Genomic DNA, 22,340 nt, shown 5'->3' on the forward strand with positions numbered 1-22,340 from the left:
CATACGCCTGCAGTATTCTTATTTGCGACCATTCACGCAGAAAAAGCCTTGGCTTTGTTGTCATGACTTTGTCGCAAATCTGTTATTAGTGTGTCACTTTAAATTTGTGTAATAGACCCATGTTTCTAAATTGGGTTACGTGAATGTCAATTCAGCCTTTACCTTCTTTAGCGCCGGCGCGCAGTATTCACTTTGCCGAAGTACTCATGGCTAGAGAGTCTATCACTCCAATAGATGCGGGTTGTCAAAGCTACCTAATCTATAAGCTTGAAAAGCTTGGTTTTACATGTGAAAAGCATAAGATTAATGGGGTCAAGAACCTCATCGCCAGATGGGGGCAAGGGCCTGTTCACTTAGCATTTAGCGGCCATACAGATGTCGTGCCTCCTGGCCCTCTCGATAAGTGGAAATCTCCCCCTTTCAGCCCGGTTATAAGTAAAAATAAACTTTATGGGCGCGGTGCTGCCGACATGAAAACGGGCATTGCAGCTATGCTAGCAGCGACTGAGCGAACTATTGCCTCTTTAGAACCTGATAAAATGTCTTTCTGGTGGCTAATCACCAGTGATGAAGAGGGGGAGGCGGAGTGGGGCTCTAAATGGATAGCTGAATATTTAGCATCTAAAAATGTACAGCTTGATATGTGCCTAGTAGGCGAACCTTCGGCATCTTCTAAAACTGGCGATACGATAAAGATTGGTCGCAGGGGCTCACTTTCAGGCACTATCCATATTGCAGGAAAGCAAGGCCATGTGGCATACCCAAAGACAGCAGTGAATGCTATTCACAAAGCGAGTAGAGTGGTTAATGCACTAACTCAATATCCTTTTGATACAGGAAGCGATGACTTTCCTGGCACCACGCTTCAAGTAACACATATGGATACAGGAAGCTTCACCGATAACATAGTGCCTAGTGCTGTTCGTATAGAGTTTAACGTAAGATACTCGTGGCAGTTTGATCAAGAGCGCTTATCTGCTTTGCTACGCAATATCATCAATACCGTTGATGTAGAAGCCGAAGTCAGCTTTTCAAGGCCCTGTGAAGCATACTTAAGCAAGCCTAATAGTAATGCAGAGTGTTGCCTAATAGCTTGCGTTGAGAAATCCATTAAAGCCGCCACAGGTCGTTATCCTGTAGTTAGTACGTCCGGCGGCACGTCAGACGGGCGCTTCTTCTCAAGCGAACACACACAGGTTGTCGAAGTCGGTGTGCCCAACACCACTATCCATCAGGTAAACGAACACATTCACTTATCGGATTTACTTACACTTGAAGATATCTATACGGATATTCTTAAAAATATTGGCGGTCGATAATTACATTTGATATTTCTAGTAAAAATGAAAAGGGAGCGTCAATTAGGCGCTCCCTTTTTAGCTTTTGCGTAGGCTTTATAAAAGACGTGTTCTTTCCTAAAACATTAGGCAGTGGCTTTAAGCTGAATGTCAGTTAAATAGCGTTTGCGTTTCTTCTCGGTAAGGCTTTGCATATCAACCACTACCAAGCCATCAATACAGTCGTTAAAATCTGGGTCGACATTGAATCCAAGGAACGCCACACCACCGTCTTTGGACAGTTCAGAGTATTGCTTATAAAGCGTAGGCACGTTAACGCCCATATTAGCCAATAAATCCTTTAGCTCGGTAAATTCGGCTTTGTAATCGTTACCTTTGAATTGATGTAGCGCATCGTTAGCCATTTGATAAGGGCGTTTACAGGTCGCTTCACCAAACTTTGCAGGAAAATACGTGGAGTAAAATTGTACCAATAGGTCTTTAGCTGGTTCCGGATAGGCATTACTAAGTGACACTGCACCAAATAGATAACGATATTTGGGATAACGACTTAAAAATGCACCAATACCAAACCACAAGTAATCTAAACTGCGTTTGCCCCAGTAGCGAGGCTGAACAAAGCTTCGCCCTAGTTCTAGGCCTTCCTTAAAAAGTTTGTCGTTGTTTTTGCCATAATTAAATAAAGTGGCAGAATAAAGTCCCGTAGGGTGATCGGGCGCTGTCAAAAGTTCTGCATCGCCAAAGCGATAGGCGCCTACAATTTCCAAGTCGCTGTCGTCCCATAGCACAAGGTGATAATAGTAAGAGTCGTATTGATCAATATCTCTACGTTTATTGGTGCCTTCTCCCACGGCGCGAAATGCGACTTCTCGCAAGCGGCCTATCTCACGCATAATTGGCGAGCAGCTTTTGTGCTGATACAGGTAGATAGACTTTCCATCACCCGTTTCTCCGAGATGCTCACATTCTCGAATTGCGCGGGCGAGCTCTTTTCTGTCTTCGGGCATAGCAATAGACGCCTGCGTTTCAAATACGCCTTTCTTGTTGCTGCCAATGCGATATAGGTGGCGCTTAAACAGCTTTACCTGCTCTTTTAGCGGAATATTGGTTTGCTGGTAAGCTTCAAAAGGAATAAGTTCGCCAATGCGCATAGGTAAATGCTTTTTGCGCTGTTTGAACATTTCTTTAACCAGCAGTGCGGTGGCGAGTGGTTTGTATACCATAGACACGCTGTAAAAAAGGGGGCTATTTTTAGCGTCAATATAAACCGGCAATATCGGCGCTTTAGCTTGCTTTGCAATACGCAAAAAGCCAGTGTGCCATCGCGTGTCGCGAACACCTTGCGGGCGTAATCGAGAGACTTCACCGGCAGGAAAAATCAATATAGCACCGTCGCTTTTGAGGTGTTTTTGGATAGCCGATAAATGCTGCTTCGGTGTGCCACCCTGCATATTATTTACTGGTAGCAACATATCGTGAAGAGGCTCGATAGCCATGAGCATTTCATTGGCCACTACTTTTAAGTCGTGCCGCACTTCACTAACTAGTTTAATTAGCGCAAGGGCATCGAGAGAGCCAATAGGGTGGTTTGCGATAATTACCACTTTGCCTTCGCTTGGAATACGTTCTTTTTCGACATCACGGGTGGAGTAGCTGATATTGAAGTACTCCAACACTTGTTCTACAAAATCAATGTCTTCATAGTGCGGATAGGTTTCACCAAATTCGGTAATTTCGCGTTCGTGAAGAAGGTGTCTTAATACGAAAGACAGCGATTTAAACAGAATAGGATTGTTCGCTACTTGAGGATAATGCTTGTTCAGTACGTCGTTTACAGTAAACATAGAACCTGTTTCTCTTTCGGTTTTGGCGAACAATAGCAGGACAATGTGACGCTTTTTACACAGTTTGATGGCAGTTATTTGACAGTGTTAAAAAGATGTTATTGATGCTGGCTCGACAAGTTTGTTTCGCGTAGAAGGGTTCAATAAAAGCAGTGATAGGGGGCCTGTAAGCCCCCCAGAAAAGTAGCAGTAACTACGCAGCTTTTGATCGAGAGGTTTTGGTTGTGATTGATGTTACCGTAGCTGATTCTAGTGAATCGAGATAATGAATAAGAGATAAATTACCATTCATGTCTTCAGCGAGAGCGCTACAGTTTTCTATCCAGTCACCATCATTAATGTAGTGTATGCCGTTTTCAAAACTACTTTCAGGGTGATGAATATGACCACACACTACACCATCTAGCCCCATATCGTCGGCACGCTTGCAGCATGCTTCGCGATATCGAGCAATGGCTTCATTTGCTCCTTTAATGTGCTTTTTAATGTAGCCCGCTAGTGACCAGTATTCTCGCTTGCGCCACGCGCGCAAACGGTTGAATTCGCGATTTAGAAAAAGCAAGAGGTCATAACCTTTATCGCCAATCCACGCATGGAATTTGCCCATGGTCACATCGCCATCGAACTGATCGCCATGTAAAACCAGGTAACGTTTTCCCTGTGCCGTGGTGTGCACCAGCTCACGCTCTATTTCAATATCGCCAAAGGCCATACCAGAGTAAGATTGAATTGGCTCATCATGGTTGCCGGGTAAGTACACTACACGTGTACCTTCCTGACTCATTTGCATGAATTTGTGCATGACTTGATTGTGCGCCTTTGGCCAGCGAAATTGTTTGGTCATTTGCCACATATCAACAATGTCGCCTACCAAATACAAGGTGTCTACCGTGATGCTGTCCAGAAAGGAAAGTAAGTATTCAGCTTTGCAGTCGCGATTTCCCAAATGGATATCTGAAAGCCAAAGCGTACGATAATGTGTCTTTTTCATAGCGGTTTCCCAAAGCGATGCCTTGGACCGTCACTATAGGTCTGCAAATTGACACTACCGTGACGCTTGCTTGACCATTGTGTTACAAACTTAATCTAAAGTATAAGAAGCGGGGGGCAATTATCGTTACAAATTACATGCAAATTGAATTCGTATCGGATACTCTGGTATTTCAAGGATGAAGTTTCGTAACGTACAAGGTAGTTCAGTCTTAGTATTCAGACCGTTATTAATATCCTCTCGTTCTCTCTTCGTCCTTAGTTTCTATTGTGATGTAACGTAAAAACTAAGAGGCCACTCATGAAAATAAATAAAAAGCTCGCACCGATCCCACTTTTTGTATCCCTCGCTCTTACAGGGTGCATTGAAGTTGATGACGATAGTAACGACGGAGTTGTTGACGCACTTAATCAACAAAATTCTGTACTTACTGAACAAAACAACCTCCTGGCAGAGCAAATCGAAAATAATCAAACTTCGGTTACGCTGGCAGGCGCTGTGGTTGATACACGCACTGATGTACCTTTAGTAGGCTTAAACGTCGCTGTTTATCAAGGAAATACAGTGGTTGCTGAAGGTGTAACTTCAGAGAATGGCGGTTTTAACTTAGAAGGCTTACCAGCGAGTGCTGACCTTACCGTTGTAGTTTCTTCCACTGATGAAAGTTACTTAGAACGCGCATTTTTTATTACCACTGGCCCTGTGAGCTCAGGGGAAGGGTATGACGACATTGGTATCATAGGAGTATCTACACCTGTTGAGGTAGAGTTCAGCGTTACGGACACGGAAAGCGGCGAAGCAGTCGGAGGACTTAGCTTTATTGGTTTTTCTTTTTCGGGGACATCTACCAGCAGCGTATTTGATTTTGCCCATGAGAGCGAATTCAATGAAGAAACACAAACTTATCAAATAACTTTGCCACGTGATTTAAACGTTACATTACGCGCGAACATCGACATAGATAACGACGGAGAAGCAGACTTCGACTTCACTAACATCGGCAATGTGAATATATCTGGTGATACACTGTTTATTTACGACGCAAGTGAGTTTTCAGAAGAGGAAATCAGCCTTGGTCAATACGATGAAGTTACAGCAGAAGAGAAAACTGTTGTAATTAGCCTGATTGACAGTATGGGCGAGCCTATCGCAGGCGCTGAGTTCATGATGGATACGTCAGAGGAAACGTACACGTCTGAATATGATGAAGAAAGTGGTTTTTATGAGTTAGTGGTTCCATTTGATGGTGGTATTTCGTTTGAAATGTCCTATTTCCAAGTAGGTGATATCACCTATTCGACAGGCAGTATTAACCTGAGTCGTTCAACACGTTCTGCCACAGGTGAAACTTCAATTAACGTTAGTACAAGTGGGTTTGAGTCAAATAGCTATTACACAGTAGCTGACTCTGAGATTATTAACTTAGTCTTAGTTCCTACTGAAGTTGAGCCCCAAGCAACCGTTGAAGTTATTACTACGAATGTTAACCCGTCTAATTTTGCCTATTCAGTGTATTACAGCGAAGCTGTTGACATAGATCTGGACGAGGTTAGCCTGACTTTCGACGAAGTTTCAATTGTTCGCGGCAATGAGTCTGCTGATGATAGCGTTCCTAATGGTTACACTTATATTTTAAGTGAAGAGGCAAGTGTAGAGCTTAGCCAGAGCGTGGACCTTGATGGTGTTAAGCACACGTTTTCTCCAGCAACAGAATTGCAAACTAACACTAACTACCGTTTTGCAATTGGTGAAGTTTCTCCAGCCTCTGGTGGTGTTTCAGCAAATATTTATGGTGATGATTATTCATTTACCACCCCCGCTGATGAAACGGCAGAGTTCGATATCAACGCTTTAAAATTAGATAACAGCAATTACTATTCTAATGGCTCAGTTATCGTTAGTGAAAATACAGCCGGGGTTGCAAACTCGGCAAATAATTTTGGTAATTCAGTCAGTATTCTATTGCCAACTTCAGTTGAATCACTTAATTACCTTATTATTAATTTTGAAAGTTACACTGAAAATGGAAATGAATACGCTTTTGTGAATAGATATGAGCTAGTTCGAGATGAAAACATTTCTATGCAGCGTTTGCTTGCAATAAACGTGGCTCAAAATGAAAGTATCTCTAATCAGGCTTATACTTCGTATATAAGTGGTACAACAGTAGCTGATGGCGAATACATCTACAGAGATAGAATCAGCCTATATCTAGAGGACAACACTGCGGAAAATCCTGTCAGTGCGACTTTTAGTTATGAGTATCAAACAAAAGCTGGCGAAAATGCATCGGGTAAGTTAACACTTCCAATTCTTTAATTCTGATAACGTGAAGATAGTATAAGCCGATACCTCAGTGTATCGGCTTTTTTATAGCCCCAATTTATTTGCTACTTCTAAAAGCTTCTCCCGCATCCAAATATTTACTAAATCTTCATCCGCATTTTTGTGCCAGTACATGTGCACGGGAAGAGGAGGTACTTCAAACGGAAGTGGCAAAGTCTCGATATAACATTTGTCGCTGAACTGATGTGCAAAGCGTGCTGGCATAGTAAGCAGTAGGTCACACTGACTCACTACATTAACAGCGGCAAAGTAGTGCTCACATTGTAGGGATATTTTTCGATGCAAATTGTGTTGAGCAAGGGCGAGATCAACGGTGTCTAGTTTAGAATCTTTCAAAGACACGAGCGCATGCTGTGCCGCTGAGTAGTGTTCAATACTGGGATTGTCTAGGTAGCTATTTGTTGGTGCACATACTACCACAAAGGTTTCCTCGCAGATAAACTGAGAACGTATCTCACTGCTGGTAGGAACGAGGGCATCAATGACAATATCGACCTCTTTGTTAGTAAGTGCCGGGGCAAGTTCGGGCCAGGTTACTTGCCTGCTATTTACCGTGATATTAGGCGTGTTTTGAACAAGTTCAGGAATTAACGTTGGAAAAAATATAGATTCTAGGATATCGCGCAGTCCAAGGTTAACCGTGCGTGGTTTATCACCTATGTCGAACTCAACCTTGCCTCTTAAGGTATTTTCAAGGGTTTCAATTGATGTCACGACCGATGTAATGATGCCTTGGCAGAACGGGGTAGGGACTACTTGTCGCCCATGACGAATAAACAGCGGATCATCAAATTTATCTCTTAACCGCCCTAATGCATGACTTACCGCAGGCTGAGTAATATGTAGTGCATTGGCGGCTTTTGTAATACTGCCGTGCTCATAGACTGCACGTAGCACTACGAACAAATTAAAATCTATTTTTCCATGCATATTATTTATGGGTTTCCATAATAAGGCATCATTTCTATTTATTGTTGAACAGAGTACACTGTGTTAAATGTTAATAAAAGGTTTCTTTTGTAAGGGGCGTGTGTATGCAGGCATCTGTACTTACCGAGGTGTTGTTACCTCTAGCGTTGGCATTTGTGATGTTTGGCATGGGGCTAACCCTAACCCTTGCTGACTTTGCCCGATTGCTGAAAGCGCCTAGGGCGGTAATAACAGGCTTTATAGGCCAAATTATCTTGTTGCCTTTGCTAGCTTTAAGTTTATGTATTGCGTTTAGTGTGCCTGACTATATTGCTGTTGGCGTAATGGTTTTGGCAGCATGCCCTGGCGGTACTACCAGTAATTTAATCAGCCATATTGCAAAAGCCAACCTAGCCCTTTCAGTTAGCCTAACCGCTATTTCTACTATTGCTTGCGTGTTTACCACGCCATTTATTATTCAATTTGCGATTGATTACTTTGTAAAAGAAAACGCGCCAGAATTTTCTATTATCCAAACCGTTATAGGGCTCGTCGGCGTGTCGATTCTACCGGTCGTTATTGGCATGACAATTCGTCGATTTTATCTGGTGTTTGCCAAGAAAACAGAGAACTTTTTTCGGCAGTTTTCGATGTATTTCATGTTGCTCATGATTGTCGGCGTTCTGGTTTCTGAAAGAAATAATTTAGCCGCGTCCTTTGAAAGCGCGTTTTTGATATGTTTAACGTTAAATTTATTATCGGTATTGTTAGGCCTCGGGCTTGCTAAGCTTTCAAACCTAGCATTTAAAGACTCGCTTACGCTTGCTATTGAAATAGGCGTACAAAACGCGGCTCTTGCCATGCTCATATGCATTACTTTTTTACAAGCGCCTGACTATGCCATCGCCCCTGGCGTTTACGGTATAGCCATGTACATCGGTCCTGCATTATTAGCTCTGTGGGCAAAACGAAATGCAAAAATAGCCGTAAAAACAACGCCAAAAATACTCGTGAAATAATAATAAATAGGAAACACATGATGCGTTTATTGATTACCGGTGGTGCCACCGGCTTAGGTCAGGCCATTGCCCTAAAATGGACGGAAAAGTGGGTAAACAAAGATAAAGATATAAATATTTGTGTTGCCGATATTAATCAAGAAAGGGGCGTTGAAACGGTAGGTATGCTTTGTGCACAAGGTGCAAATGCGTTTTATGTTCACTGCGATATAACCTCTGACAATGACGTTAAAGCCCTAGCGCAAACTATCGAAACTCGCTGGGGAGGCGTTGATTATGTGTTCAATAACGCTGGGGTCGCTACGGGGGGGAGTCTTTTAGACGAAACTATCGATCAGTGGCAGTGGGTATTCGATATTAACGTGTTAGGCATGGTAAGAGTAAGTCGTGCCCTTTTACCTTTAATGCGAAAGCAAGGCAGTGGTTACTTTATCAATGTTGCCTCGCAAGCAGGGCTCACACCTATTCCTTATATGGGAAGCTATAACTCAGTAAAAGCGGCTGTAGTGTCGTTTTCAGAAACCATGAAATTGGAACTAGCTCCCGATAACATTAACGTTAGTGTGGTATGCCCTAGTTTCTTTAAAACGAATTTAGATGAATCGATGCGAAGTAGCAATCCAGCCTCGCATAAGATGATCAATAAGTTTTTCGCTAAGGCAGATATGACTAAAGAAGAGGTGGCAGAGTCAATATATCAACAAGTCAGTCAAGGGAAGTTTCTTATCCTCACTCACAAGTTAGGCAAACGGGCGTTCTTATTGAAAAAGTTGTTACCCACCCAGCGCTATATAAGCAATATGCTCAATCAAACTAAAACGATGAAACGAGCGATGGAAAAGAGCAATTAAAGAATAAAAACAGGCTTTTTGTTAGCGCCTTATTGCCAGAAACCTTGTTAACACTCGCTAATATGAGTTAGGTGATGAGCTGCGAAAGACAAAATTAGTTTCGAATAAATGCGTACCAATAACTAGCTTTGAAAAAGCGTTTAATACAAAAATAAAAGAAGAACGATATATGCAACAACAGGTAGTAGATAAAGCGGATAGCGTGCGAGCAGGGGAAGAGCTAGACGTCGGCGCTGTACACAATTGGCTTAAAGAACATATTAACGCATCTAGTCCAACCATGGTTGCTGCTATACAAGGCAGCGAAACATTGCCTAAAGTAACCCAATATTCCGGTGGCGCGTCTAATTGGACGTACTGCTTGGACTATCAAAACAGTAACCAAGACGACAGCCAACAAACGTCATTAATTTTGCGTAGGGCACCAGCAGGTACAAAAGCCAAAGGGGCTCACGATATGGGGCGAGAGTATCGATTACAGCACGCGTTAAAGCCTGTTTATCGCTATGTGCCAGAAATGCTTGGGCTCTGTGAAGATGAAAGCGTATTAGGCACTGAGTTCTACGTAATGGAAAAGTTTACTGGCGTGATACCACGAAAGAACTTACCCAGAGGTTTAGAGACAACAGATCAGCAAACCAAGCAGCTTTGCACTAATGTACTTGATAGTTTAATTGAACTTCATAAAGTTGATTATAAAAAAGCGGGGCTTGAGCACTTGGGGAAAGGTGCTGGGTACATAGAGCGGCAAATAAGCGGGTGGAGTGAGCGTTATAGTAAAGCGAAAACCTGGAATGTCCCCTCGGGTAAAAAAATTATGCGTTGGCTAGAGAACAACATGCCTGACCAAGAACGCATTTGTATAACGCACAATGACTTCCGGTTTGATAACGTGGTGTTAAAGCCTGATAACTATACCCAAATCATTGGTGTGTTAGATTGGGAGCTAGCCACCTTAGGTGACCCGCTTATGGACTTAGGCAATACCTTGGCGTATTGGGTGCAAGCTGATGATGACTTTTTAGCGCAATCAACACGTCGTCAGCCAACTCACTTACCGGGAATGCTCACTCGTGAACAAGTTGTGGCGTATTACTGCAAAGAAATGGAGATAGATGTTGAAGATTTTGCTTTCTATGAGGTTTATGGACTTTTCCGTTTAGCCGGTATTGCCCAGCAAATTTACTATCGCTATCACCACAAGCAAACCAATAATCCAGCTTTTAAAAACTTTTGGATCTTCATTCATTACTTAATGTGGCGCTGTAATAAGGCCATCAAAGCATCAGGAAAACGATAATGACAACAAGACGCAATATTCTGATCACGGGCGCGAGTTCCGGCTTAGGCAAGGGAATGGCGATTGAGTTTGCCAAACAAGGATGTAACTTAGCGCTATGCGCAAGGCGCTTTGAGAACTTAGAAAAACTGAAAGAAGAATTACTTTCAATTAACCCAAACATTGACGTGTACATTCGCTCGCTTGATGTCAATGATCACGATGCGGTTTTTGAAGTGTTCGACGCATTCAAAGCTGACATGGGAACACTCGATAGAGTCATCGTGAATGCAGGGATGGGGAAGGGCGCGTCAATTGGCACAGGGTATTTCCACGCTAACAAGCAAACGGCGGTGACTAACTTTGTGTCGGCGCTAGCACAATGTGAAGCGGCTATGGCTATCTTTAGGGCGCAAAATAGTGGTCATTTAGTAACGATTTCATCTATAAGTGCTGTGCGCGGGTTTAGACGTGCTATGACCGTTTACGCCGCTACGAAGGCAGGTCTAACGTCTATGACTGAGGGCATTCGAATGGATGTAATGAATACGCCGATTAATGTCACCTGCATTCATCCTGGTTTCATTCGAAGTGAAATAAATGAAAAAGTTGAGAAGGTACCATTTATTGTTGATACCGATGTGGGCTGTCGCGCTATGGTCAATGCAATTAATAAAGAGAAGGCGAACGCTTTTGTACCAAGCTGGCCTTGGGCAATTCTTCACTGGATCATGCGTATCGCGCCGGCTAGCTCAATAAGGAAGATGAGCTGATAGCGTATAAAGTGTGAACACAGCGCAAAGACTTTTTATCTAGTGAGAGAGCTCGCCTAATGGTGGGCTTTATGCTTGTAAGTTTAATGCTTATTCGGAAATGATAAATAAACGTCGATTTGATTACAGATACAAAAAAAGCGCCGAAGGGCGCTTTTTTACTACTAATCGTAAAGATTAACCTAGTGCTTTAATTTGTGCAGCTAGACGGCTCTTATGACGAGCAGCTTTGTTCTTGTGAATCAAGCCTTTAGTAGCCATTCTGTCAAGTACTGGAGTAGCAGCAGTAAGTGCAGCTTGTGCCGCTTCTTTGTCACCGCTTGCAATTGCAGCGATAACTTTCTTGATGCTTGTACGAGTCATTGAACGACGGCTAGCGTTGTGCTGACGACGCTTTTCGGCTTGGATTGCACGCTTCTTAGCAGACTTAATGTTAGCCAAGGTGTAACTCCCAAAATAAATTCATGTCAAAAACGAGGGTGCGGATTGTGCCTACCAAACGCCCAAATGTCAAACGATTTAAAACTTAAATCGTTCCGCGTTAAAACGCGCAAGCTATTGAACACAAAGTATGCTCAACACGTTGCACATTCTCTGCGAAATTTTTTGAAAGATATCTGTAACGGAATTCTTTCAGGACATTTAAGCGATAGACATGCATAAACAACAGCACCCCATATCGGGCGCGGATTATAGCAAGAAAGTCCATAAAGGTGCACAACTATTTTGAATAAATCGTTTCGTAGACCATAGGCTTTCGCTATTATGGCTCGCTCGCAACCTATTGTTGCCTCTTGACTTGGAGCGGACGCCTTTAATCACTCTTAAAAAAAGCGTTTGCTGTTCAGCCTATTCTTTATCTCTTATTGGAAGTGTGACGTGTCACGGAAGTTAATAAAATCTGGTCTTATCGTCAGTATTATGACCTTGGTCTCGCGAGTATTAGGCCTAGTACGTGATGTTGTTGTTGCCAAGCTTATGGGCGATGGGGCAGCCGCAGACGTATTTTTCTTTGCCAACAAAATTCCCAATTTTTTACGTCGTCTATTCGCTGAAGGCGCATTTGCGCAAGCGTTTATTCCGGTGTTAACCGAGGTTCACGAAAACGACGATAAAAAGCAGTTACGAGAATTTGTTGCAAAAATTAGCGGCACCTTAGGCGCTATCGTTTTTGTGGTGTCAATTATTGGTGTTATTGCATCACCTGTTTTGGCAGCCCTGTTTGGTACCGGTTGGTTTATGGCATGGCTGGAAGGCGATGAAGCCGGCGACAAATTTGTGCTTGCCTCGACCATGTTGAAAATTACCTTTCCCTATTTAGCATTTATCTCTTTGACCGGCTTGGCAGGGGCGATACTCAATACGCTCAATAAATTTGCGGTTGCCGCTTTTACCCCCGTTTTACTTAATGTATGCATTATCGCATGTGCAATATACTTAGCACCTACGCTGGAACAACCCGCTTACGCCCTAGCTTGGGGCGTGTTTATCGGCGGTATTGTTCAGTTCCTGTTTCAACTACCGTTCTTGTTCAGGGCTGGGCTTTTAGCCAAACCAAAGTGGGGCTGGCACGACGAAAATGTGGTTAAAGTGCGTACCTTAATGATCCCCGCATTGTTCGGTGTGTCAGTAGGTCAGATTAACTTGCTGTTTGATACCTTTATCGCCAGCTTTTTAGTGACCGGTTCAATAAGCTGGTTGTACTATTCTGACAGGCTGCTTGAATTTCCCCTAGGGTTGTTTGGTATCGCCATCGCAACGGTAATTCTACCTACCTTGTCTAGAAATCACGTAAGTAACAACCCCAAAGCGTTTGCCGCGAATATCGATTGGGCGTTTCGCATGGTGTGTTTATTGGGCATTCCTGCTGCAGTAGGGCTCGGCGTAATGGCAAGACCTATTTTAACTGTTATCTTCCAACGCGGAGCTTTTACTGCTGAAACGGCTATTATGGCCTCTTATTCGCTTACCGCGTACTCGTTTGGCTTGCTAAGCTTTATGCTGGTTAAAATTCTTGCGCCAGGTTTTTACTCTCGCCAAGACACCAAAACGCCGGTGAAATTTGGCATCTGGTGTATGGTCGCTAATATGGTGTTTAACGTAGTCCTAGCTATACCTTTTGGTTATGTGGGATTAGCTATTGCAACTAGCATGTCTGCGACGCTCAACGCCGCTTTGCTCTACATAACGCTGCATCGTCAAGGAGTGTTTGCGCTTAGCCGCACATCGGTTCTGTTTATAGCGCGGGTGGTAATTGCAAGTGCAGCGATGGGCGGGCTTATTTATTACCGAGATCAAGGCTTAGCTTTCTTTGATTTATCGCTTTCCGCCCAAATGTTAGAAGTAGGAATAACCATTTCGCTGTCGGTCATACTGTTCATGGCCAGCATGGTAGTATTGGGCATGCGCCCTAGGCATTTCAGAAGCGGTGGCGAGTAAATTTTAAAGGTAGTGAAAGGACGCTGAGCGGGAATGTGCACGCGCTTGGTATTGTGCTCGTGGTCGGCTATAATCGCGAGCTTTGAATTTCTAGCAGTTAAAAGGTAGTGGCTAACAGTGGAATTTATCCGCGGGCTAAACAATGTAAAACCTCATCACAAAGGGTGTGTGCTCACTATCGGTAAGTTCGATGGTGTACACCGTGGTCATCAAGCTGTGCTAGCTAATGTGCTTGGAAAAGCGAAATCGCTATCACTTCCTGCCACCGTGATGGTGTTTGAACCGCAGCCTGAAGAAGTTTTTATGCCTGATAAGGCGCCAGCGCGTATTAGCCCTCTTCGTGAAAAGTACGAATTGTTGCGTCAACAAGGTGTCGACAGACTGCTTGCTGTGCGCTTTAACGCGGAGTTTGCAAAACAAAGTGCCGACACGTTTGTCCACGATTTATTGGTGGACAAACTGGGTGTTAAATTTCTAGTGGTTGGTGACGACTTCCGTTTTGGCAATGGTCGCAAAGGGGATTTCGAAATGCTTGAGGCGGCAGGTCGCCAATACGGTTTCGAAGTAGTAAGCACCCACAGTTTTACCATGCATGCCCATCGAATAAGCTCTACCGCGGTGAGAGAAGCGCTGGCTGACAGCGACTTTGGTCTGTCTACCGAAATGCTAGGGCGCCCGTTTGCTATTCACGGCAGGGTGGTTCACGGCGAGAAAAAAGGTCGCACCATTGGTTTCCCCACCGCGAATGTCATGCTAAAACGCCAAAAAACGCCCATTCACGGCGTGTTCGCAGTACGTGTTGACGTAGATGGAAAACATTATAACGGCGTTGCCAATATTGGCACCCGTCCTACTGTTAACGGGGTAAGAAACCAGCTGGAAGTCCATATTTTTGATTTGTCATCTGACCTATACGGCAAGCCTATTACGGTGTTTCCGATGGCAAAAATAAGAGATGAAATTAAATTTGATTCTTTTGAGGCGTTGAAAGATCAAATCCAAGCAGATGCAGCACAAGCGCGTCTGTTATTAGCATAGTTAAACGTGATAAAGTCACGAAAAGTTTCTGCGCATATTAGTTTTATTGCGCTCGATTTTTTAAACGTGGAGCCTTGTTCGCGTAAGCAAGTTACTTTGCTAGAACATACAACGTCGGCCTTGCGCTAGTGAGAACGACACACAGTTTTACGTTGAACCTTTTACAATCAGCGTTTTAATTTGAACATCGCAAAATGAATATCGCCTTCACAATGTGTTAGTGCATTGGGTGAAAATTAAGGTAACCGGATAATACAATTTTATGAGTGATTACAAAGCCACACTGAACCTTCCAGAAACTGCGTTCCCAATGCGCGGTAACCTTGCTCAGCGCGAGCCGAAAATGCTTAAAGACTGGCAGGAAAAAGGGGTATACAGCAAAATTCGTGAAGCGAAAAAAGGCAAAAAGCCATTTATTCTTCACGATGGTCCTCCTTATGCGAATGGCGATATTCACATTGGTCACGCGGTTAACAAAATTCTTAAAGACATTATTGTAAAGTCGAAAAACCTTTCTGACTTCGATTCTCCGTACGTTCCAGGGTGGGACTGTCACGGTCTGCCGATTGAATTGATGGTAGAAAAGAAAGTTGGTAAGCCAGGTAAGAAAGTTACTGCGGCTGAATTTCGCCAAAAGTGTCGCGAATATGCACAAAAGCAAATTGACGGCCAAATGGCTGACTTTAAACGTTTAGGTGTATTTGGTGAATGGGATAACCCATACAAAACCATGGACTTCAAATCTGAAGCTGACATCATTCGTGCATTAAGCAAAATTGTTGACTCAGGCCACTTAGAAAAAGGCTTTAAGCCTGTTCACTGGTGTACAGATTGTGGTTCTGCACTTGCTGAGGCAGAAGTTGAATACAAAGACAAAGTATCACCGGCAATCGACGTTAAGTTCCCCGTGGCTGATGTGGCGGCTATTGCAGAAGCGTTTGGCGTGTCTGAAGCTGATTTAACCGCTCACAAAGCGGGTGTTGTTATTTGGACTACCACGCCGTGGACGTTACCTGCCAACCGTGCAATTAGCTTACACCCTGAACTTACTTATGCAATTGTTGAAGTTCAGCCATCAAACGAATGGTTGGTAGTAGCGCAGGACCTGCTTGAAAGCTGTATGAACCGTTACGGCGTAGAAGATTTCCGTGAAGTGGCAACCTGTACCGGTGAAGCACTTGATAAGCTTAAAGTTAATCACCCGTTCTTAGACCTTGAAGTACCACTGATTCTAGGCGACCACGTTACTACAGAATCTGGTACTGGCTGTGTACACACCGCACCTGCCCATGGTGTTGACGACTTCAACGTTGGCAAGCAATACGATATCGAAGTTTATAATCCGGTAGGTAACAATGGTGTATACCTTGAAAACACCCCGTTATTTGCAGGAAAGTTTGTATTTAAAGCTAACGATGAAATTATCGAAACGGTAAAGGAGAAGGGCAACCTCGTCTTAAACGTAAAATACGAGCACAGCTACCCGCACTGCTGGCGCCATAAGACGCCAATTATTTTCCGTGCTACGCCTCAGTGGTTTGTAAGTATGGATAAAAAAGGCCTTCGCGCTGAATCACTTGAACAAATTAAGCAAACCAAGTGGATCCCAGACTGGGGTCAAAACCGCATTGAGAAAATGGTTGAAGGTCGCCCAGACTGGTGTATCTCTCGTCAACGTACGTGGGGCGTGCCTATTCCATTGTATGTGCACAAACTTACTGGTGAAATTCATCCTGAGTCTGCAGCATTGATGGAAAAGGTGGCACAAGAAGTTGAAGCTAAAGGCATTCAAGCGTGGTGGGACCTCGATGATGCAGCGCTGCTTGGAAGCGAATTAGACAACTACGAAAAAGTGACTGATACCCTAGACGTTTGGTTTGACTCAGGCGTAACGCACTATTTTGTTGTAGACCGTCGCGACGATATTCCGGCCTCTGCCGATTTATACCTTGAAGGTTCCGACCAGCATCGTGGTTGGTTTATGTCTTCGCTTATGTCATCAACAGCCATGCACGGTCACGCACCGTATAAAGAAGTGCTAACCCATGGCTTTACGGTAGACGCTCACGGCAGAAAAATGTCGAAGTCGGTAGGTAATGTTGTGGCACCTCAGGAAGTGACTAACAAATTAGGCGCAGACATCCTTCGTCTATGGGTAGCATCTACTGATTATCGCGGTGAAATTGCTGTATCGGATGAGATTTTAAAGCGTGCTGCCGATGGCTATCGCCGCGTACGTAACACCGCACGTTTCTTGCTTGCTAACCTTAATGGTTTTGAGATTAAAGACGCGGTTGCAGAAGAAGATATGGTCGCCCTTGACCGCTGGATTGTTGCTCGTGCTAAGGCACTTCAAGAAGAGCTTATCGAAGCGTATGACAACTACGACTTGCTAGTAGTGTCACAGAAGCTTACGCACTTCTGTTCAATTGAACTGGGCTCATTCTATTTAGACGTGATTAAAGACCGCCAGTACACAGCTAAAGCAGATGGTCTAGCCCGTCGTTCATGCCAAACGGCCATGTATCACATCATTGAAGCCTTGGTTCGCTGGATGGCGCCTATTACTAGCTTTACTGCGCAAGAAATCTGGGAAACCTTACCTGGCGAGCGTAGTGAGTTTGTATTTACTGAAACCTGGTACGAAGGGTTTAATAACTTCACGCAAAGCGATACGTTTAACGATGCCCTATGGCATCAAGTGCTAAGCGTAAAAGATGCGGCGAACCAAGCGATGGAGCAGGCGCGTAAAGATGGCGAACTAGGTGGCTCACTGGAAGCGAGCATTTCGCTTTATGCTTCCGAGTCTCTTTACAACGTACTGGCTAAACTAGAAGACGAGCTTCGCTTCGTGCTTATTACGTCGGGCGTTTCGCTAACCAAAGTCGACGAAGCTCCGTCTGACGCGAAAGCCACAGACGTCGAAGGTTTATGGCTAAGCGTTAATAAAGCAAGCGGTGAAAAGTGTGTGCGCTGCTGGCATCACCGTGAAGATGTAGGCTCGCATGAAGGTCACGAAGAGTTATGTGGTCGCTGTGTGACAAACATTGACGGTGATGGAGAAGAGCGCCACTATGCCTAAGCTTTTTCGCGAAACGGGGTTGCGTTTCTTATGGATAAGCGCGATTGCGTTTATCCTCGACCAATGGAGTAAGTACACGGTTATCGACAGTATGTCACTGTATCAGTCTATACAGGTACTGCCGTTTTTTAACTTTACTTACGTACATAATTACGGCGCCGCATTCAGCTTTCTAGAAAATGCAGGTGGTTGGCAGCGTTGGTTCTTCACTGCCATCGCTGTCGTAGTAAGTGTAGTGATTTTGTGGTGGCTGAAGCAGTCACCTCGTTCGCAAAAAATGCTGCCCGTTGCGTTTGCCTTTATTTTAGGTGGTGCATTAGGAAACGTTTACGACCGTTTAGTTCACGGTTATGTCATCGATTTTTTAGACTTTTACGTAAACAATTATCACTGGCCTGCGTTTAATATAGCCGACAGCGCCATATTTATAGGCGCGGCTTTACTCATAATCGACATGTTTAAAAATGGCGATAAAAGAAGTGAAGAAAAAAACGCTGACGTGCAAGCAAGCGGCACGAAAAGTAGCGAAACCATTAAGTAGTATTCGGAAAGGTTATGACAGATTCTTTAGTAATTGGCGCAGATAGCGAAGTTATTCTTCACTTCGATTTAAAACTTGAAGACGGTTCTGCTGCAGACAGCACTCGTGTAAACAACAAACCTGCAAAAATGGTTATGGGTGACGGAAGCCTAACACCAAATTTTGAAGCGTGTTTACTTGGGCTAGCAAAGGGCGACAAAAAGTCATTCACATTAGGCCCCGAAGATGCGTTTGGCCAGTCAGATCCTAACAATATTCACTATATGGATAGAAGTCGCTTTGGTGCTGACTTACAAGTAGAAGAAGGCATGATTCTAGCATTTTCGCAGCCAGATGGTTCGGAAATTCCGGGTATTATTCGAAGCGCTGCTGGCGATTCAGTAACGGTAGACTTCAATCATCCGTTAGCGGGTCAGACGGTTATTTTTGATGTAGAAATCATCGATGTTAAACCTGGCGCTTCAGCACAAGGTGGAAATTAGTTATGCAAATTCATTTAGCTAACCCTCGCGGCTTCTGTGCGGGCGTAGACAGAGCTATTACCATAGTTGAGCGTGCGCTAGAAATGTTCGAACCGCCAATTTATGTGCGCCACGAAGTGGTACACAACAAGTTCGTTGTAGACGGGCTGCGCGAGCGCGGTGCGCTGTTTGTGGATGAGCTGCATGAAGTGCCAGACGACAGTATCGTAATTTTTTCGGCGCACGGTGTGTCGCAAGCGGTAAGAAAAGAAGCAGATAGTCGCGGTCTTAAGGTGTTCGACGCAACCTGCCCGCTGGTTACAAAGGTGCATATGGAAGTTACTCGTGCTAGCAAAACGGGCACTGAATGCATCTTGATTGGTCACGCTGGTCACCCTGAAGTAGAGGGCACCATGGGTCAGTACAGCAATGAAGAGGGCGGTATTTATTTAGTTGAATCTGAAGCTGATGTGGCAACGCTTGAAGTTAAAGATCCGACAAACCTTTATTATTGCAGCCAAACTACGCTATCTGTTGATGACACCGCCGATGTAATCGACGCCCTTCGCGCTAAGTTTCCCAAAATAAACGGTCCGAGAAAAGACGATATTTGCTATGCAACACAGAATCGCCAAGACGCTGTGCGCGACTTATCACAAGACTGTCAGGTTCTGTTGGTTGTTGGGGCACAGAATAGCTCAAACTCGAACCGTCTTCGTGAACTGGCTGAAAAAATTGGTGCTAAAGCTTATTTGATTGCCGACGCTAATTGCATCCAGGAAGAGTGGCTAGAAGGCGTAGAGCACATTGGCGTTACCGCTGGCGCATCTGCCCCTGAAGTCTTAGTGCAGGGTGTGGTAAACAAGCTCAAAGCGTGGGGCGCGGTTTCAGCTTCTGAGCGTGCTGGGCGCGAAGAGAATGTGGAATTTGCTGTTCCTAAAGAATTGCGAGTAAAGCAAGTCGTTTAAACTTGCTACATTATCAAAGCATAAAAAAACACCGCACTTTGTTGCGGTGTTTTTTTATGCTTTTGTCTACTGGAAATTCAACGACTTGCGGATAGATAATAATACCTTAAATCAAAACGAGGTTTAGCGACTAAAAGAATTTAGCTACTTGTTTATGGTAAAAGGTCAGCAGTAGTTTTGGCGGAAGTGAAGCCTTAAAACTACTGTAGTGTTCCCTCTGCTTGTGAAGGCGGGGTCTTTATATACGCTACTGTGAAAGTGTTCGTGCGCCGGTTCCGAAGAAATTAGCGCAACGCTAATCGCCAGTTTGTAACCTTTTAGATAGCTAAAAATTATACGTTTTGATAACCAATGATACCCAGTGTAATGCGCTTTTGTCTTACTATACTAAATTGGTGATAACACCCATTCTTACGTTTCAATTTTGGCAAAAGTGATGAGAGTTAAAAAGGTGGCGAGAAACCCAGTGAAAGGAAGCACAATCTGCACCCAACGCGGTGTAGGTCTTATAGAGATCTTGATTACTCTATTTATTCTAGCGGTAGGGTTACTCGGTGTTGCTGCGCTGCAGTTTACCGGCTCTTTTGCTAATAAAGACGCCATAAGCAGGACGCAAGCGGAAATGGTAGCCGCACAAGTAGCAGAGCGATTACGCGCCGCAGCTCGCCCTGCAACCGTGGGCGACGGCATGGTAGCAAATAACGACTATTTCGCAGATACAACCTATAATTTTACAGGTTTAAGTTGTGCTAATGGTTCTCAGCCTTACTACAGCTGCTGTTTAACGAGACCTGCAGCTATTCCTAATTGTGAAGGGCAATCTTGCACCGAAACTCAAATGGCCAAATATGACGGCTGGGCATTATCTTGCTCAGCGGTGCAAACCAATCCGCAAACAACAGTGTCGGTATCTTGTACTGATAATAATAACGCTGACACTTACAGTTGTAGCCCTGGGTCCCGTGTGGAAATTTTGCTCATGTGGCCCGTCTCATCCTCCGGCAACCAGCAATATAATTTAAATTCGCGCTGCAACGAAGCCGAAGGTGACAGCAATGGATGTGTGTTTAAGGATGTGACGCTATGAAGAGCTATCGTCAACGAGCACAACACGGCTTTTCACTGGTAGAGTTAATGATTACTTTGACGCTGGGCCTGATTATTTCTGGTGCGGTTATTCAGGTTTTAGTCAGTTCAAGTGTTACCAATAAAGTTAATCAAGCGGTAGCCCAAGTTCAAGAGTCTGGGCGCTTTATTATGTCCCGCTTGTCGGCGGAGTTTTACGAAGTAGGTCGTTACGACCAAATTGTCGCCGATGTCGATACGTCTGTTGATATTGTCGCTGAAGCTGCTTATGTCGAAAATCATCCTGTTGCCTTACCCGGTGACTTTTCTACTAAAACCGCATTGGGTAGTGTACAGACCGCCAGCGGTGGCAGCGATAAACTCGTTGTAAGTCTTTTAAATCACGAAGATTGTACCGGTAATTCACATGGCTATGCCGGACGCGAATTTCACGTTGTTAATCATTATTTCGTAAGTGGCAGTACACTAAAATGTACCGGTTACGACGGCCGCGTTTTACTTGGCATTAAATCGCAATCGGTTGACCCTATTACAGTCACATTGCTAGATAACGTAGAAAGTTTTCAAGTGCAGTTTGGCGTGTCAGACGTGATCACAAGCTCTAATGGTCAGGCCGTTACTTACGTCACTGCCGATGAGATCGATAATTTAAGGGCGCTGAACCAACAAGTGGTGTCATTACGATGGGCCATTATGCTTAAAAGCTACCAAAATGAAGTGCGGCAAACCCAGGCACAAAAATATGCGCTTTTGAATGAAGCGTCAAAAACAATGGCGACCGATCACTATTATCAAGTCTTTTCGAAGACATTAGCTCTAAGAAATATGAAGAATTTTGTCAGGAGTTCGAAATGAAACAGCAAGGCTTAGTCATGGTATTTGCGCTACTTGTTTTGCTGTCTATCACAGTTTTAGGCGTAAGCGCTGTAACGAGCAGCTTGTCTCAATCAAAAATGGCTGTGTCTATGCAGCAAAGTGGATTAGCGTTCGACGCGGCTGAAGCCGCAATTGCCGGTGTTTTTTTCGAATCCGAAGATGAGGTTTTGCTTACTGACACAGCAAAAACGGATCCACTTTCAGAGGCAAGGCAAGGCACTATTTTTGACCCTGATGCAGATACAATGAGCTGTTTTGATGAAAACCAATGGACTGATAGATACATGACTGAAGGTGGTTTAACCATTGGTGATAGGCATATTACAGATGGTACTTATCAAAGCGAGGCTTCTTCAAAAAGCTGGTCGCGTACAGCATTTATTCGTGAACAAGCTTGCAGAGGGTCAAGCAATGTAATTGGTGGAAGTAATGTTAACTGCCACGTATTTATTATTAGAGGCTGCGGAAAAGTTGCGGGTAAGTCCACAGTGGTAGCTAACAGCTTAGCTGCATCCGTTTTTGGCCCGGCTTCACAATAG

The 22,340-nt window shown here is 44.1% G+C and carries 19 protein-coding genes; 15 read left to right on the top strand and 4 right to left on the bottom strand.

The window, feature by feature from the left end; genetic code table 11:
* Window positions 1–143 precede the first annotated feature (143 nt).
* Window positions 144–1,319 (top strand): succinyl-diaminopimelate desuccinylase, encoded by a 1,176-nt coding sequence (dapE, locus tag ACYX4N_RS08150; RefSeq protein ID WP_476056205.1) that lies wholly within the window; start codon window positions 144–146, stop codon window positions 1,317–1,319.
* Between the two features lie 104 nt (window positions 1,320–1,423).
* On the opposite strand, the gene olsF is transcribed toward dapE, so the two are convergent.
* A complete protein-coding gene (gene olsF / locus ACYX4N_RS08155) occupies window positions 1,424–3,142 on the bottom strand; it encodes a bifunctional ornithine lipid synthase OlsF (RefSeq protein ID WP_476056206.1) in 1,719 nt (572 codons plus the stop codon).
* 193 nt (window positions 3,143–3,335) lie between these two features.
* A complete protein-coding gene (locus ACYX4N_RS08160; RefSeq protein WP_474805753.1) occupies window positions 3,336–4,133 on the bottom strand; it encodes a UDP-2,3-diacylglucosamine diphosphatase in 798 nt (265 codons plus the stop codon).
* 300 nt (window positions 4,134–4,433) lie between these two features.
* On the opposite strand from ACYX4N_RS08160, the gene ACYX4N_RS08165 reads away from it, so the two are divergent.
* Window positions 4,434–6,452 carry a hypothetical protein gene (locus ACYX4N_RS08165; protein ID WP_476056207.1) on the top strand — a complete coding sequence of 673 codons (2,019 nt, stop codon included), beginning with the start codon at window positions 4,434–4,436 and terminating at the stop codon, window positions 6,450–6,452.
* A gap of 51 nt (window positions 6,453–6,503) precedes the next feature.
* On the opposite strand, the gene ACYX4N_RS08170 is transcribed toward ACYX4N_RS08165, so the two are convergent.
* Window positions 6,504–7,409 carry a LysR family transcriptional regulator gene (locus tag ACYX4N_RS08170; protein WP_476056208.1) on the bottom strand — a complete coding sequence of 302 codons (906 nt, stop codon included), beginning with the start codon at window positions 7,407–7,409 and terminating at the stop codon, window positions 6,504–6,506.
* 104 nt (window positions 7,410–7,513) lie between these two features.
* Here ACYX4N_RS08170 and ACYX4N_RS08175 point away from each other — a divergent pair, with 104 nt between their 5' ends.
* The 4 genes from ACYX4N_RS08175 (at window position 7,514) to ACYX4N_RS08190 (ending at window position 11,310) form a co-directional block, all read left to right on the top strand.
* Complete coding sequence (locus ACYX4N_RS08175; RefSeq protein ID WP_476056209.1) at window positions 7,514–8,407, top strand: bile acid:sodium symporter family protein; 894 nt, start codon at window positions 7,514–7,516, stop codon at window positions 8,405–8,407.
* Window positions 8,408–8,427: 20 nt separating this feature from the next.
* Window positions 8,428–9,258: an SDR family oxidoreductase gene (locus tag ACYX4N_RS08180; protein WP_476056428.1), complete on the top strand. Its 831-nt coding sequence runs from the start codon at window positions 8,428–8,430 to the stop codon at window positions 9,256–9,258.
* Window positions 9,259–9,427: 169 nt separating this feature from the next.
* Window positions 9,428–10,558: a phosphotransferase family protein gene (locus ACYX4N_RS08185; protein WP_476056210.1), complete on the top strand. Its 1,131-nt coding sequence runs from the start codon at window positions 9,428–9,430 to the stop codon at window positions 10,556–10,558.
* Window positions 10,558–11,310 carry an SDR family oxidoreductase gene (locus ACYX4N_RS08190; RefSeq protein WP_239257843.1) on the top strand — a complete coding sequence of 251 codons (753 nt, stop codon included), beginning with the start codon at window positions 10,558–10,560 and terminating at the stop codon, window positions 11,308–11,310. Before ACYX4N_RS08185 ends, ACYX4N_RS08190 begins: the two co-directional genes overlap by 1 nt.
* A gap of 177 nt (window positions 11,311–11,487) precedes the next feature.
* Here ACYX4N_RS08190 and rpsT read toward each other — a convergent pair whose 3' ends face one another.
* Window positions 11,488–11,751, bottom strand: a complete 264-nt coding sequence (gene rpsT / locus ACYX4N_RS08195; protein ID WP_014950134.1) for a 30S ribosomal protein S20 — start codon at window positions 11,749–11,751, stop codon at window positions 11,488–11,490.
* 438 nt (window positions 11,752–12,189) lie between these two features.
* On the opposite strand from rpsT, the gene murJ reads away from it, so the two are divergent.
* The 9 genes from murJ (at window position 12,190) to ACYX4N_RS08240 (ending at window position 22,340) form a co-directional block, all read left to right on the top strand.
* Window positions 12,190–13,749 (top strand): murein biosynthesis integral membrane protein MurJ, encoded by a 1,560-nt coding sequence (murJ, locus tag ACYX4N_RS08200; RefSeq protein WP_476056211.1) that lies wholly within the window; start codon window positions 12,190–12,192, stop codon window positions 13,747–13,749.
* Window positions 13,750–13,866: 117 nt separating this feature from the next.
* Window positions 13,867–14,787, top strand: coding sequence for a bifunctional riboflavin kinase/FAD synthetase (gene ribF, locus ACYX4N_RS08205; RefSeq protein WP_476056212.1), 921 nt, complete (start codon window positions 13,867–13,869; stop codon window positions 14,785–14,787).
* A gap of 262 nt (window positions 14,788–15,049) precedes the next feature.
* Window positions 15,050–17,869: an isoleucine--tRNA ligase gene (gene ileS / locus ACYX4N_RS08210; protein ID WP_476056213.1), complete on the top strand. Its 2,820-nt coding sequence runs from the start codon at window positions 15,050–15,052 to the stop codon at window positions 17,867–17,869.
* A complete protein-coding gene (lspA, locus tag ACYX4N_RS08215) occupies window positions 17,862–18,410 on the top strand; it encodes a signal peptidase II (protein ID WP_476056214.1) in 549 nt (182 codons plus the stop codon). Before ileS ends, lspA begins: the two co-directional genes overlap by 8 nt.
* Before the next feature lie 14 nt (window positions 18,411–18,424).
* Window positions 18,425–18,892 (top strand): FKBP-type peptidyl-prolyl cis-trans isomerase, encoded by a 468-nt coding sequence (gene fkpB, locus ACYX4N_RS08220; RefSeq protein ID WP_474805770.1) that lies wholly within the window; start codon window positions 18,425–18,427, stop codon window positions 18,890–18,892.
* A gap of 2 nt (window positions 18,893–18,894) precedes the next feature.
* Entirely contained in the window at window positions 18,895–19,839 is a 945-nt protein-coding gene (gene ispH, locus ACYX4N_RS08225; RefSeq protein ID WP_476056215.1) for a 4-hydroxy-3-methylbut-2-enyl diphosphate reductase, read from the top strand.
* Window positions 19,840–20,275: 436 nt separating this feature from the next.
* Window positions 20,276–20,926 (top strand): type IV pilus modification protein PilV, encoded by a 651-nt coding sequence (pilV, locus tag ACYX4N_RS08230; RefSeq protein WP_476056216.1) that lies wholly within the window; start codon window positions 20,276–20,278, stop codon window positions 20,924–20,926.
* Window positions 20,923–21,780: a PilW family protein gene (locus tag ACYX4N_RS08235; protein WP_476056217.1), complete on the top strand. Its 858-nt coding sequence runs from the start codon at window positions 20,923–20,925 to the stop codon at window positions 21,778–21,780. The genes pilV and ACYX4N_RS08235 overlap by 4 nt, the downstream gene beginning before the upstream one ends.
* Window positions 21,777–22,340, top strand: coding sequence for a PilX N-terminal domain-containing pilus assembly protein (locus ACYX4N_RS08240; RefSeq protein ID WP_476056218.1), 564 nt, complete (start codon window positions 21,777–21,779; stop codon window positions 22,338–22,340). Before ACYX4N_RS08235 ends, ACYX4N_RS08240 begins: the two co-directional genes overlap by 4 nt.

Source organism: Alteromonas sp. ABH4_452, from assembly GCF_056311825.1.